Source organism: Pantoea sp. Tr-811 (assembly GCF_011752535.1).
Lineage (GTDB): Bacteria > Pseudomonadota > Gammaproteobacteria > Pseudomonadales > Pseudomonadaceae > Aquipseudomonas.
In genome coordinates, this window is record NZ_VWXJ01000005.1 from 15,909 (window position 1) to 28,954 (window position 13,046).

Annotated in this window: 10 protein-coding genes; 4 read left to right on the top strand and 6 right to left on the bottom strand. The window is 64.0% G+C overall.

Translation table 11 applies throughout. The features are described 5' to 3' along the window. The first annotated feature begins 71 nt into the window (after positions 1–71). Positions 72–1,031, top strand: a complete 960-nt coding sequence (locus F3J44_RS09150) for a glutathione S-transferase family protein (RefSeq protein ID WP_167271838.1) — start codon at positions 72–74, stop codon at positions 1,029–1,031. 118 nt (positions 1,032–1,149) lie between these two features. Here F3J44_RS09150 and cysG read toward each other — a convergent pair whose 3' ends face one another. From cysG to F3J44_RS09175, 5 genes are all read right to left on the bottom strand, one after another. After that, positions 1,150–2,541: a siroheme synthase CysG gene (gene cysG, locus F3J44_RS09155; protein ID WP_167271840.1), complete on the bottom strand. Its 1,392-nt coding sequence runs from the start codon at positions 2,539–2,541 to the stop codon at positions 1,150–1,152. Further along, positions 2,542–3,822: a serine--tRNA ligase gene (gene serS, locus F3J44_RS09160; RefSeq protein ID WP_167056729.1), complete on the bottom strand. Its 1,281-nt coding sequence runs from the start codon at positions 3,820–3,822 to the stop codon at positions 2,542–2,544. It lies immediately after the preceding gene. A 103-nt stretch (positions 3,823–3,925) separates the two neighbouring features. Next, positions 3,926–5,251 carry a replication-associated recombination protein A gene (locus F3J44_RS09165; RefSeq protein ID WP_167271842.1) on the bottom strand — a complete coding sequence of 442 codons (1,326 nt, stop codon included), beginning with the start codon at positions 5,249–5,251 and terminating at the stop codon, positions 3,926–3,928. Between the two features lie 12 nt (positions 5,252–5,263). Beyond that, complete coding sequence (lolA, locus tag F3J44_RS09170) at positions 5,264–5,887, bottom strand: outer membrane lipoprotein chaperone LolA (RefSeq protein WP_167056737.1); 624 nt, start codon at positions 5,885–5,887, stop codon at positions 5,264–5,266. Between the two features lie 62 nt (positions 5,888–5,949). Then, positions 5,950–8,505, bottom strand: coding sequence for a DNA translocase FtsK (locus F3J44_RS09175; RefSeq protein ID WP_370526732.1), 2,556 nt, complete (start codon positions 8,503–8,505; stop codon positions 5,950–5,952). Between the two features lie 325 nt (positions 8,506–8,830). Here F3J44_RS09175 and aat point away from each other — a divergent pair, with 325 nt between their 5' ends. From aat to infA, 3 genes are all read left to right on the top strand, one after another. Next, on the top strand, positions 8,831–9,511 hold the full coding sequence (gene aat, locus F3J44_RS09180; protein WP_167271844.1) for a leucyl/phenylalanyl-tRNA--protein transferase: 681 nt from the start codon (positions 8,831–8,833) through the stop codon (positions 9,509–9,511). 55 nt (positions 9,512–9,566) lie between these two features. Further along, the gene (locus tag F3J44_RS09185; RefSeq protein ID WP_167271846.1) at positions 9,567–10,274 is read left to right on the top strand and encodes an arginyltransferase; all 708 of its coding nucleotides are present in this window, start codon (positions 9,567–9,569) and stop codon (positions 10,272–10,274) included. 101 nt (positions 10,275–10,375) lie between these two features. Further along, the gene (infA, locus tag F3J44_RS09190; RefSeq protein ID WP_002553999.1) at positions 10,376–10,594 is read left to right on the top strand and encodes a translation initiation factor IF-1; all 219 of its coding nucleotides are present in this window, start codon (positions 10,376–10,378) and stop codon (positions 10,592–10,594) included. 156 nt (positions 10,595–10,750) lie between these two features. On the opposite strand, the gene clpA is transcribed toward infA, so the two are convergent. Continuing rightward, complete coding sequence (clpA, locus tag F3J44_RS09195; RefSeq protein WP_167056746.1) at positions 10,751–13,021, bottom strand: ATP-dependent Clp protease ATP-binding subunit ClpA; 2,271 nt, start codon at positions 13,019–13,021, stop codon at positions 10,751–10,753. Positions 13,022–13,046: the final 25 nt, after the last annotated feature.

The following is a 13,046-nucleotide window of genomic DNA, read 5'->3' on the forward strand; positions in this document are numbered from 1 at the left end:
GCTAGTTATTCGAACGTTTTTCCCTAGACTGGGCTCCAACGACAAACACTTTTGTTTCCGAGGAGCTCAGCATGGGCCTTTTGATCGACGGCCGCTGGCATGACCAGTGGTATGAAAACGGCAAGGACGGCACGTTCAAACGCGAAAACGCCCAACGCCGCAATGCCCTGCCCGCCCCTGAAGCTGGCCGCTATCACCTGTACGTCTCGCTGGCCTGCCCCTGGGCCCACCGCACCCTGATCGTGCGTGCCCTCAAGGGCCTGGAGCCATTGATCGATGTTTCCGTGGTCAGCTGGCTGATGCAGGACCATGGCTGGACCTTCGACACCGAGCAAGGCTCCAGCGGCGACCACCTCGACGCCCTGCAGTACCTGCACCAGCGCTACACCCAGGACGACCCGCACTACACCGGCCGCGTGACCGTGCCTGTGCTGTGGGACAAAAAAGAGCAGCGCATCGTCAACAACGAATCGTCGGAAATCATCCGCATCTTCAACAGTGCGTTCAATGAACTTACCGGCAATAGCCTGGACCTGTACCCCGAGCCACTGCGCCCCGCCATCGAGGCGTTGAACGAACGCATTTACCCGGCGGTGAACAACGGCGTGTACCGCGCAGGCTTCGCCACCACCCAGGACGCCTACGAGGCGGCGTTCGACGAGGTGTTCAACGAGCTGGATCATCTGGAGGACTTGCTAGGCCGCAACCGCTACCTGGCCGGCGAATACCTGACCGAAGCCGATGTGCGTCTGTTCACCACGCTGGTGCGCTTCGATGCGGTGTACCACGGGCACTTCAAGTGCAACCTGCGGCGCCTGAGCGACTACCACAACCTGTCGAACTGGCTGCGTGAGCTGTACCAGTGGCCGGGGGTGGCGGGGACTGTGGACATGGAGCATATCCAGAAGCATTACTACATGAGCCACAAGACCATCAACCCGAACGGGATCGTGCCAAAGGGGCCGTTGCAGGACCTTACCGTGCCGCATGATCGGGCGCGGTTGGTCGGGAAAGGGATATATCAGGGGTGAGATCGTTGGGGCTGCTTTGCAGCCCTATCGCGACCTGCGGTCGCTCCTACAGGGGATATGCATGCCCGGTAGGAGCGACCGCAGGTCGCGATAGGGCCGCAAAGCGGCCCCAACGGTTTCAGCCGTTTTGCGAACCTTCGAACCAGGCCAGCTTGTCGCGCAACTGCACCACTTCCCCAACAATCACCAGAGTCGGCGCATGCACCTCATGCTGGGCCACCAGCGCTGGCAAATCCGCCAAGGTGCCGGTAAACACCCGCTGATTGCGCGTGGTCCCCTGCTGCACTAGGGCCGCCGGAGTACTGGCCGCCCGCCCATGGCGAATCAGTTCGGCACAGATGGTCGGCAAGCCCACCAGCCCCATGTAGAACACCAGGGTCTGGGCCGGCGCCACCAGGTCATGCCAGGGCAGGTTGCTGGTGCCATCCTTGAGGTGCCCGGTGACGAAGCGCACCGACTGGGCGTAATCCCGGTGAGTCAGCGGAATGCCGCCGTAGGCGGAACAGCCACTGGCCGCGGTAATGCCCGGCACCACCTGGAACGGGATGCCATGCTCGGCCAGTTCCTCGATCTCCTCGCCACCACGGCCGAAGATGAACGGATCTCCGCCCTTGAGGCGCAGCACCCGCTTGCCCTGCTGGGCCAGGTCGACCAGCAGCCGGTTGATCTGCTCCTGGGGTACGGCATGGTCGGCGCGGCGCTTGCCCACGTAGATACGCTCGGCATCGCGCCGGCACATCTCGATGATCGCAGGTGCCACCAAACGGTCGTACAGCACCACGTCGGCTTGCTGCATCAGGCGCAAGGCGCGGAAGGTCAGCAAATCCGGATCGCCCGGCCCCGCCCCCACCAGGTACACCTCGCCGCCCTGCTGCACCGGCGCGCCGTCGACCATCGCCTGCAACAGGCGCTCGGCCTCGCCACCCTGGCCAGCCAGCTGGCGCTCGGCAATCGGCCCCTGGAATACGGTTTCCCAGAAGCCGCGGCGCTGGTTGACGTCCGGGTACAGGGATTTCACCTTGTGCCGAAAACGCGCCGCAAGCCCCGCCAGTTCGCCGTAGGCCGAGGGAATCCAGGCCTCCAGCTTGGCGCGGATCAACCGCGCCAGCACCGGGGCATCGCCGCCACTGGACACCGCAATCACCAGCGGTGAGCGGTCGACGATCGCCGGGAAGATCACCGTGCACAAGGCCGGTGCATCCACCACGTTGACCGGCAGGCTCTGCGCCTGCGCATCGGCCGACACCTGGGCATTGAGCCCAGGGTCGTCGGTGGCCGCGATCACCAGCCGGCAACCGGCAAGATCAGTGGCCTGATAGCCACGCACCAGCACCTCACCGCCACCTTCCCGGGCCAACGCGGCCAGCTGGCCGTCGACGTCCGGCGCCACCACGCGCAGCGCAGCGCCGGCATCGGCCAGCAGGCGCGCCTTGCGCAGGGCGATCTCACCGCCGCCGACGACCAGCACACGGCCGCCCTGCAGCTTGTGGAACAGCGGCAGGTAATCCATTTAGCGGATAACCTCGACGCCGCCCATGTACGGCTTCAGCACGTCCGGCACGCGAATCGAACCGTCGGCCTGCTGGTAGTTCTCCAGCACCGCCACCAGGGTACGGCCAACGGCCAGGCCCGAACCGTTGAGGGTGTGCACCAGTTCCGGCTTGCCGGTTTCCGGGTTGCGCCAGCGGGCCTGCATGCGGCGCGCCTGGAAGTCACCGCAGTTGGAGCAGGAGCTGATCTCGCGGTACTTGTCCTGGCTCGGCACCCACACTTCCAGGTCGTAGGTTTTCACGGCGCCAAAGCCCATGTCGCCGGTGCACAGGGCCAGCACGCGGTAGGGCAGCTCCAGCAGCTGCAGCACGCGCTCGGCGTTGGCAGTCAAGCCTTCCAGGGCTTCCATCGACTTGGACGGCTCCACTACCTGCACCATCTCGACCTTGTCGAACTGGTGCTGGCGGATCATGCCGCGGGTATCGCGGCCCGACGCACCGGCTTCGCTGCGGAAGCACGGGGTGTGGGCGACCAGCTTGAGCGGCAGCTGCTTGGCATCGAGGATTTCACCGGCCACCAGGTTGGTCAGCGACACTTCGGCGGTTGGAATCAGGTAGAAGTCAGCCTCGCCTTCGCGGGTGATCTTGAACAGGTCTTCCTCGAACTTCGGCAGCTGGCCGGTGCCCTGCAGGGCCGGGGCCTGCACCAGGTACGGGGTGTAGTGCTCCTCGTAGCCGTGCTCGCCGGTGTGCAGGTTGATCATGAACTGCGCCAGGGCGCGGTGCAGGCGGGCAATCGGGCCGCGCAGCACGGCAAAACGGGCGCCAGACAGCTTGGCTGCCGCCTCGAAGTCCAGGCCACCGCTCACTTCGCCCAGGGCGACGTGGTCCTTGATCTCGAAGTCGAAGGCCGTTGGCGTACCCCAGCGGCGCACTTCGACGTTGTCGTCTTCACTGGCGCCCACCGGCACGCTGGCGTCCGGCAGGTTGGGGATGGTCAGCAGGATGCCGTCAAGCTCCGCCTGAATGGCGTCCAGCTCGGTTTTACCGGCGGCCAGTTCATTGGCCATGCGCTCCACATCAGCCATCAGCGGGGCGATGTCTTCGCCCTTGGCCTTGGCCTGGCCGATCGATTTGGAACGGGCGTTACGCTCGGCCTGCAGTTGCTCGGTGCGGGTTTGCACGGCCTTGCGGCGCTCTTCCAGCGATTCGATGCGCGCGACATCCAGGCTGAAGCCACGGGAGGCCAGGCGATCTGCCACTTCCTGAAGTTGGCCGCGTAACAGTTTGGAATCGAGCATATCGTTCTCTCGTTATAGGTAGGTGTTGGTTCAGAATGGGGTCAGTGGCGGGCCGACAGCCCGGCCACTGCGCTGATACTGGTATAGCCCAAGGCAGCGGCCATCACGGCTTTCTCCGCTGCCGCGGGCTGTTGCGGTCAAGTTCGGCCAGGTGGCGCAGCTTCTCGCCGATCTTCAGCTCCAGGCCGCGGGGCACGGGCTGGTAGTATGGCCGTGGCTCCAGTGCGTCGGGGAAGTAGTCTTCACCGGCGGCGTAGGCATCGGGCTCGTCGTGGGCATAGCGGTACTCGTCACCGTAGCCCAGCTGCTTCATCAGCTTGGTCGGGGCGTTGCGCAGGTGCAGCGGTACTTCCAGCGAGCCATGCTCGCCCGCCTCGCGCAGGGCGTTCTTGAAGCCCATGTACACGGCGTTGCTCTTCGGCGCGCAGGCGATGTAGGTGATGGCCTGGGCCACCGCCAGCTCGCCCTCGGGGCTGCCCAGGCGCTCCTGCACGTCCCAGGCCGCCAGGCACAGGCTCAAGGCGCGGGGGTCGGCGTTGCCGATGTCCTCGCTGGCCATGCGCACCACGCGGCGGGCGATGTACAGTGGGTCGCAGCCGCCATCGAGCATGCGCGCGAACCAGTACAGGGCAGCATCGGGGTTGGAACCGCGCACCGACTTGTGCAGGGCGGAAATCTGGTCGTAGAACGCCTCGCCGCCCTTGTCGAACCGGCGGCGGCTGTCGCCAAGCAGGCTTTGCAGCATCTGCACGTCGATTTCGCTGCCGTCTTCGGCCAGGTCCGCGGCATTTTCAAGGAAATTGAGCATGCGCCGGCCATCGCCATCGGCGGCGGCCATCAGCATCTTGAAGGCCTCGTCACCCACCTGCAGGTTACGCTTGCCAAGGCCACGCTCTTCGCTCAGCGCACGGTTCACCAGCTTGCGCAGCGCTGGCTCGTCCAGGCTCTTGAGCACGTACACCCGGGCCCGCGACAGCAGCGCGTTGTTCAGCTCGAAGGACGGGTTCTCGGTGGTGGCGCCGATGAACAGCAGCGTGCCATCTTCCACGTAGGGCAGGAAGGCGTCCTGCTGGGACTTGTTGAAGCGGTGCACTTCGTCAACGAACAGGATGGTACGCCGGCCATACTGGCCGGCCTGCTGCTTGGCCACTTCCACCGCCTGGCGGATCTCCTTGACCCCGGCCAGCACCGCCGACACCGTTTCGAAATGGGCGTCGCAGAACTGCGCCAGCAGCCGCGCCAGGGTGGTTTTACCCACCCCCGGCGGCCCCCAGAAAATCATCGAGTGCAGCGCGCCCTGCTCCAGCGCCTCGCGCAGCGGTTTGCCGCGCGCCAGCAGGTGCTCCTGGCCTACGTACTCGTCCAGGTTCGACGGGCGCAGGCGTGCAGCCAGGGGCTGGGCGACGGGTTCGCTTCGAAACAGGTCCATGGCGAGCTCTGCTTACTCCTTGATGACGTCCGCGCCTTTGGGGATGTCGAACTTGAACTGGCTGTCCGGCACCGCCTGGTTGGCCTTGACGCCATTGAACAGGATGTTGGTGCGCTGGCCGACGCTGTCGACCAGCTGCATGTCGTTGATCAGGCCCTTGCGGAACGAGACGCGCAGGGAATCGAACAAGGTGTCCTTGGTCTTGGGCTTGAGGGTGAAGTCCATCACTTCGCCCTGCTCCTTGGAGGTGATGTCGAAGCTCTGGCTGATTTTCGACACATCACCGGACAACAACAGCGCCGGGGTCTGGTTCAGGCGCTGGTCGAGCTTCTTGATGGTCGCCTGTTCCAGGTCCGGGTCCCACAGGGTGACGTTCTTGCCGTCGGACACCACCACCTGCTCCTGCGGCGCATTGGTGTGCCAGTAGAACAGGCCCGGGCGCTTCACCGTCATCTTGCCGGAGGTTTCCTGCAGGCTGGTGCCGCCGGCGTCCAGGGTCAGCTGGGAAAAGTTGGCCTCCAGGGTCTGCGACTTTTCCAGCAGCTGGGTCAGGCGTTGTACGTCTTGCTCACCGGCATAAGCCGTAACCGAGCCCAAGGTCAGGGCAGAAACCAACAGCATGCGAATCGCGCGCATGGGAATCCTCATCGAGCATTGAATAGGCCGGGCGCCACCGTTGGCGCCCGGCAAGGTGTTCATCAGTCGCGCGGGCCGCCTGGGGCAATTACTTCCCGCGAGCCGTTGCTGTTCATCGGGGTGACCACGCCGGCCATCTCCATGGCCTCGATCATGCGCGCGGCGCGGTTGTAGCCGATCTTCAGCTTGCGCTGCACGGCCGAGATGGACGCGCGGCGGCTTTCCAGCACGAACTGCACGGCTTCATCATACAGTGCGTCGCTCTCGGAATCTTCGCCATCGCCACCGCCACCACCGCCGCCATCGAAGCCGCTGCCGGCCTCCTCGACGCCGTTGAGGATGTCGTCGTTGTAGTCCGGCGCGCCGCGCAGCTTCCAGGCCTCGACCGTGCGGTGCACTTCATCGTCGGAAACGAACGCACCGTGCACGCGAATCGGCAGGCTGGTGCCCGGCGGCATGTAGAGCATGTCACCGTGGCCCAGCAGCTGCTCGGCGCCGCCCTGGTCGATGATGGTCCGCGAATCGATCTTGCTCGACACCTGGAACGCCATGCGGGTCGGGATGTTGGCCTTGATCAGGCCGGTGATCACGTCCACCGACGGGCGCTGGGTGGCGAGGATCAGGTGGATACCGGCCGCCCGCGCCTTCTGGGCGATACGGGCGATCAGCTCTTCGACCTTCTTGCCGACGATCATCATCATGTCGGCGAATTCGTCGACCACCACCACGATGGTGGGCAGGGTTTTCAGCGCCGGTGGCTCGTCATCCATGCTTTCGCGGCGGTACAGCGGGTCGTGGATGATTTCGCCGGCTTCCTGGGCGTCCTTGATCTTGCGGTTGAAACCGGCCAGGTTGCGCACGCCCATGGCGGCCATCAGCTTGTAGCGCCGCTCCATCTCGGCCACGCTCCAGCGCAGCGCGTTGGCGGCGTCCTTCATGTCGGTGACCACTGGGCACAGCAGGTGCGGAATGCCCTCGTAGATCGACAGTTCGAGCATTTTCGGGTCGATCATGATCAGCCGCGCATCTTCCGGGCTGGACTTGAACAGGATCGACAGGATCATCGCGTTCACACCCACCGACTTACCGGAACCGGTAGTACCGGCCACCAGCAGGTGCGGCATCTTGGCAAGGTCAGTGATTACCGGCTTGCCGCCGATGTCGTGGCCCAGGGCCAGGGTGACCGGCGATTTCTGCTCGTCGTACTGCGGCGTGGCGAGCACTTCGGAGAAGCGCACCATCTGCCGGTTTTCGTTGGGAATCTCGATACCCACGGTGGTCTTGCCGGGAATCACTTCCACCACCCGCACGCTGGTCACGGCCAGCGAACGCGCCAGGTCCTTGGCCAGGTTGGCGATACGGCTGACCTTCACACCCGCGGCCGGCTGGATTTCGTAACGGGTAATCACCGGGCCTGGGTGGATGGAGTCCACCGACACTTCCACGCCGAATTCCTTGAGTTTGATTTCCAGCAGTTGGCCGACACCGGCCAGCGACTCGGGCGAGTACTCGATCTTCTTCTGCTCGGCGGGGTCGAGAATGGAAATCGACGGCAAGGTGCCTTCGACGGCGCTGTCGACGAACAGCGGCGCCTGTTTTTCCTTCATCACCCGCTTGCTCGGCTCCGGCGCCTTGGCCGGGGTTGGCGGGATGATCACCGGTGCTGCGGCAGGTTCGCGGGCCACCGCGGTTTCGCGGGCCACCACTGGCTCACGGGCAATCGGCTCACGGGCAATCGCTGGCTCGCGCGGCGCCACCGCACGCACGGGCGGCTCGCTGCGCTCGACCACGGGCTCTGCGCGTTCGCGTGGCTGCGGCTTAGCCGCTTCACGCTTATCGGCACGGGCCTTGAGGTCGAAAGCCGGCTCGTCGACTTCGCGCAACTGGGCTTCCAGGCGCTTGCGCTCGTTGCGCGCTTCCCACCAGCGGCTGGCCGCGCCTTGCACCAGGTCGAACAGGTCGAGGGTGATCTTGCCGGTCAGGTCCATCACCTTGAACCACGACAGGTCGGTGAACACGGTCAGGCCGAACAGGAACAGAGCGATGAACATCAGCGTGCTGCCCTGCACGTTCAGCAGGTTGCGCGCCAGGTCGCCCAGGCTCTCGCCCAGGGCGCCACCGGCGGAAAACGGCAGGCTCGCGGGCGGGTGGAAATGGATATGCGCCAACGCAGCGCCCGACAGCACCAGGAACACCAGGCCAATCAGCCGCCAGGAGAACAGCCAGCCGCTCCACTGCCAGGGCTGGTGGCGCTCACGGAAGATCTGCCAGGTCTTGATCGCCAGCAGCAACGGGAAGATGTAGGCGAAATAGCCCAGCACCATGAACAGGATGTCGGCGAAGTACGCACCGGCACGCCCGGCGGCATTCTGCACCTGGTCGACGTTGCTGGTGTGGCTGAAGCCTGGGTCGGAGTTGTCGTAGGTCAGCAGTGCCATCCACAGGTACAGGCACAGGGCGCCGACAGCGATCAACGCACCTTCCTTGAGGCGGTAGTGCAGCTGCTGCCGCCACAGGGGCACGGGCAAGGGAGCTGGAGTTGCGGTGGATTTCTTCAAAACGCGTCTATTCCTGCGCGTGCTGCGCGTCCAGTAGTGATCGGCCGGTGCTTGGCCAATGAACCACTACTTTTAACATTACTGCCCGCCAGCCGCCATGACGGCGCGCCGTATGGAGCCTGGCTGGGGGGCGACTTTCATATAGGTGCAATTTGAGCATGCATTTTCTTTTGTGACAAAGGCTTATGCTGTGTTTTTGCACAGGTGTGACAGCAAATGTAGCGGATGGTGCCTAAGGTTTCATGAATGTGTAGGAAATCGCCTATTTGGTTGTCCGTACCGACCTCTGTGGGCGCGGGCTTGCCCGCGAAGGATCCACAACCATTGACCCTGCCGTGCACGCAAGCCATGCTGCCCTCTCCCATCCCCCACCGCACGATAGACCATGCTCACTTGGCTAACCCGCGACTCACTGACCTTCCCGCCCCTGGAAAAGGCCCTGCACGACCCCAACGGCCTGCTCGCCGCCGGCGGCGACCTGAGCCCCGAGCGCCTGGTGCAAGCCTATCGCCACGGCTGCTTCCCCTGGTACTCGGACGGCCAGCCGATTCTCTGGTGGTCGCCAGACCCGCGCACGGTGCTGCTGCCGGATGAGCTGCACGTGTCGCGCTCGTTGGCCAAGCTGATGCGCCAGGGGCGCTACCAGGTCAGTTTCGACACCGACTTCCCGGCCGTGATCGCCGCCTGCGCCGCGCCACGCGACCCTGAAGGCGGCACCTGGATCACCGACACCATGCGCAACGCCTACTGCGAGCTGCACCGGCGCGGCATCGCCCACTCGGTGGAAGTGCGCCAGGACGGTGAGCTGGTGGGCGGCCTGTACGGCCTGGCCATGGGCCAGCTGTTCTTCGGCGAATCGATGTTCAGCCGCGCCGATAATGCCTCCAAGGTCGGCTTCGCCACCCTGGTCCAGCACTTGCGCAACGCAGGCTTCGTGCTGATCGACTGCCAGATGCCGACCAACCACCTGCACAGCCTGGGGGCCCGTGCCATCAGCCGAGCCGCATTTGCCGACTACCTGGCCAAGCACCTCGACCAGCCCAATAGCGCCACCTGGGTTTGCTAGGCGAGTTTTGCCAGCTGGCTTACACTTAAAGCAAAGTCTCACCGAGGGGTTGATCATGACAGAGTTGGCGCGGTTGAAGTTCTATGCCACTCAACCCCACTCCTGCAGCTACCTGCCGGACGAACAGGCGACCACGCTGTTTCTCGACCCCAGCCAGCCGATGGACGTGCACGTGTACGCCGACTTGTCGGAAATGGGCTTTCGCCGCAGCGGCGACCACCTGTACCGCCCGCACTGCCAGAACTGCAACGCCTGCGTGCCGGCGCGTATCCCGGCTGCACGCTTCATTCCCAACCGCCAGCAGCGACGCATCTTGAAGCGCAACGCCGACCTCAGCGTAACCGCCGCCCGCCCGGCGTTCAGGGAAGAGTATTTCGACCTGTACCGGCGCTACATCGAAACCCGCCACGCCGACGGCGACATGTACCCGCCCAGCCGCGATCAGTTTTCCACCTTCCTGGTGCGCGACCTGCCCTTTTGCTGGTTCTACGAGTTCCGCCTGGAAGGCCGCCTGCTGGCGGTGGCGGTGTGCGACCTGCTGCCCAACGGCCTGTCGGCGGTCTACACCTTCTACGAGCCTGACGAAGAACGCCGCAGCCTGGGCCGTTTCGCCATTCTCTGGCAGATCACCGAGGCGCTGCGCCAGGACCTGGAGGCGGTTTACCTGGGGTACTGGATCAAGAACTGCAAGAAAATGAACTACAAGACGCAGTACCGGCCCATAGAATTGCTGATAAACCAGCGCTGGGTCACCCTCAACTGAAAGCATTGGCTTGACACACAGTTTTCGGGCATAATCCACGCCACTTTTTTGCCCGGTGCGGATATGCGTCGGGCCAACACTGGATCCGAGGGCTCTACTGCATGTCGAAAGAAGACAGCTTCGAAATGGAAGGTACTGTCGTCGACACCCTGCCCAACACCATGTTCCGCGTGGAGTTGGAAAACGGGCACGTCGTAACCGCGCACATCTCCGGAAAGATGCGCAAGAACTACATCCGTATTCTCACTGGCGACAAGGTCCGCGTCGAACTGACGCCGTACGACCTGAGCAAGGGCCGCATCACTTACCGTGCGCGCTAAGCTCAAGCCATGAAAAAGCCCGGCCATGTGCCGGGCTTTTTTGTGCCTGTTGAAACCGCGTCACGGCTGATCGCGAGCTGCGCTCGCTCCTACATGGGAATTCGATCCCTGTAGGAGCGAGCAACGCTCGCGAAGGGCCGCAAAGCGGCCCCGCTGTCACGCCACCTCAGCCGTGGTCTCGAAGTCGAACACCAGTTCGCCATCGCGCAGGTCGACGTGCACCACGCCGCCATGCTCGGCCAGCTCGCCAAACAGGATCTCCTCGGCCAGCGGCCGCTTGATCTTGTCCTGGATAAGCCGCGCCATCGGCCGTGCGCCCATCTGCACGTCGTAGCCGGAAACCGCCAGCCAGCCGCGGGCGGCATCGCTGACTTCCAGCAGCACGCGCTTGTCTTCCAGCTGCGCCTGCAGTTCGATGAGGAACTTGTCGACGATGCTCTTGATCGTCTCGGTGCTCAGGCGGCCGAACTGGATGATGGTATCCAGGCGGTTGCGGAACTCCGGCGTGAAGCTCTTGCGGATCACTTCCATGGCATCGGACGCATGGTCCTGATGGGTGAAGCCGATCGAGGCCCGCGCGGCGGTTTCGGCGCCGGCGTTGGTGGTCATGATCAGGATCACGTTACGGAAGTCTGCCTTGCGCCCGTTGTTGTCGGTCAGGGTGCCGTGGTCCATCACCTGCAGCAGCAGGTTGAAGACTTCTGGGTGGGCCTTCTCGATTTCATCGAGCAGCAGCACGCAGTGCGGTTGCTTGGTGATCGCCTCGGTCAACAGCCCGCCCTGGTCGAAGCCAACGTAGCCGGGTGGTGCACCGATCAGCCGTGACACGGTGTGACGCTCCATGTACTCGGACATGTCGAAGCGCACCAGCTCAACGCCCAGGGCCTTGGCCAGCTGCCGCGCCGCTTCGGTTTTACCCACACCGGTGGGGCCTGCGAACAGGAACGAACCGACGGGTTTGTCTGGCGACTTGAGCCCAGCCCGGGACAACTTGATGGCGGTGGCCAGCGAGTCGATGGCCTGGTCCTGGCCGAACACGGTCAGCTTCAGGTCACGCTCCAGGTTACGCAGCAGCTCCTTGTCGGAACTGGTGACGTGCTTCGGCGGAATCCGCGCGATCTTGGCAACGATGTCCTCGACCTGCGGCACTTCGATGCGCTTGACCCGGTTGGATTCCGGCTGCAGGCGCTGGTAGGCGCCCGCCTCGTCGATCACGTCGATGGCCTTGTCGGGCATGTGGCGGTCGTTGATGTAGCGCGAGGCAAGCTCGGCGGCGGCGCGCAGGGCTTCGTCGCTGTACTCGATGTTGTGGTGGCTTTCGAAACGCCCTTTCAGCCCACGCAGAATGCCAACGGTGTCTTCCACCGACGGCTCGCTGACATCAACCTTCTGGAAGCGCCGCGCCAGGGCACGGTCTTTCTCGAAGATGCCGCGGAACTCCTGGAAGGTGGTGGAGCCAATGCAACGGATCTCACCCGACGACAACAGCGGCTTGAGCAGGTTGGAGGCATCCATCACCCCGCCCGACGCCGCACCGGCACCGATGATGGTGTGGATCTCGTCGATGAACAGGATCGCCTGCGGGCGCTTGCGCAGCTCGCCAAGCAGCGCCTTGAAGCGCTTCTCGAAATCGCCACGGTACTTGGTACCGGCCAGCAGCGCGCCAAGGTCCAGGGAGTAGACCACGCTTTGCGCCAGCAGGTCGGGCACCTGGCCGTCGACGATGCGCTTGGCCAGGCCTTCGGCGATTGCAGTTTTGCCAACACCGGCTTCGCCGACCAGCAGCGGGTTGTTCTTGCGCCGGCGCGCCAGAATCTGCGCAACGCGCTCCACTTCCTGCTCGCGACCCACCAGTGGGTCGATACGGCCGGCACGGGCCAGCTCGTTCAGGTTGCTGGCATAGGCGTCCAGCGGGTTGCTCGAAGAGGACGTTTCGCCGCCCTCTTCGTCTTGCATTTCCTGGTCGCTTTCACTGTGCGAACCATGGCCAGGCACCTTGGAGATGCCGTGGGCGATGTAGTTGACCACATCGATGCGGGCCACGCTCTGCTGCTTGAGCAGGAACACGGCCTGGCTTTCCTGTTCGCTGAAGATCGCCACCAGCACATTGGCACCGGTGACTTCACGCTTGCCGGAACTCTGCACGTGGAACACGGCACGCTGCAGCACACGCTGGAAGCCCAGGGTCGGCTGGGTTTCGCGGTCCTCATCATTGACCGGAATCAGGGGAGTGGTGGAATCGATGAACTCTTGCAGGTCGTGCTTGAGCTTTTCGAGATTGGCGCCACAGGCGCGCAGAACGGTCGCAGCAGCCTCATTGTCAAGGAGTGCCAGCAGCAGATGTTCGACGGTCATGAACTCATGACGTTTCGAACGGGCCTCCTTGAAGGCAAGATTGAGGGTGACTTCGAGCTCGCGGTTTAACATAGCTTCACCTCATACCCAAGTGGTC